Annotated in this window: 2 protein-coding genes; both read right to left on the minus strand. The window is 48.3% G+C overall.

Annotation, left to right across the window (positions count from 1 at the left end):
• Nucleotides 1-99: 99 nt before the first annotated feature.
• Nucleotides 100-471, minus strand: a complete 372-nt coding sequence (locus B4U49_RS00460) for a hypothetical protein (RefSeq protein WP_078082648.1) — start codon at nucleotides 469-471, stop codon at nucleotides 100-102.
• Nucleotides 472-590: 119 nt separating this feature from the next.
• Nucleotides 591-1000 (minus strand): Rap1a/Tai family immunity protein (locus B4U49_RS18765; protein WP_204902951.1); only part of this gene is annotated, 410 nt, incomplete at its 5' end.

Below are 1000 nucleotides of genomic sequence, written 5' to 3' on the forward strand. Positions count from 1 at the left end.
TTTTGCGCAATAATGGGAGCGCAGCGACCGCGCAAAAGGTGCGCAGCGTTGGGCGTCCCGCGCAGGCCCGAAGGGCCGGAGCATTTCTGCTTGCGCTTGTTATGCATGAAGCTCGCGGAGGGCTGACTTAATACTCCATAGCCAAGCGGCTGCAGCTCCACTTAACACAAGTAATGTGAGCCCCCCTAAATCAAAACTAAGTAGCTGATAGAGGGCCCACAAGGAAATTATGAACATTTCAGCGAGACCGGCATACCAGGCCCATACTTTCTTTTTTAAAAAGCCCCAGCCAATGACGAAATTTAGTCCCGAGAACAACGCAGTGCTAACCAATACAACCAGCCCATTAAGAGCAAGCCCATCCAGAATATCAGACGCTGCAATGAAGAATAGTAACAATGCAGAGACTGCCGCAGAGAAAAATCCCAATACGTAAAATAGCAACTTTGTATTTCTAATCGGATCGTGCACGAAATTCTCCGATGCATAACGCCACCAACAGCGGCAGCTGTAGCGTTTGGCGTGCAACGCGCGCCGCGTAAGCTGTCCAGCCGGTGCCCAACGGGCACTGGCGAGGCTGCTTGGCTTTGTTATGCGCGACATGGGAAGTTGACTATATTTGCCATGGCTAGGACTTGGTGGCTAGGGAAGTGGAGCTTATCTTTATTACTTAACATCCATTTTACGGTTAGATCAGCGGCATCTGTAAGAGAAACGTCTTTAGGGATACAGAACATTCTTCTTCCCTTATGCTTCAGTGGAGATAGGGAGTCAGCTCCTCCAAATCCTGATAAATAAGATATACAGCTTGCCGCCCGTATTTTGCCCGCTTCGTCTAGTTCTACTCCATTCTTTCCGTCCAGAACTTTTTGACAATTCTCTAATAAGTCATTTCCATCCTTAGCCTGCGCTGAAACTGAGAAAGCTAAAGCACAAATTATTACTAGTATTTTCATTTCAGACTCCTTCCTTAAGTCGCATAACGCCGCCGGCAGGGGCA

Origin of the sequence: Microbulbifer mangrovi, from assembly GCF_002009015.1 — a bacterium.
Classification (GTDB): Bacteria; Pseudomonadota; Gammaproteobacteria; order Pseudomonadales; family Cellvibrionaceae; genus Microbulbifer; species Microbulbifer mangrovi.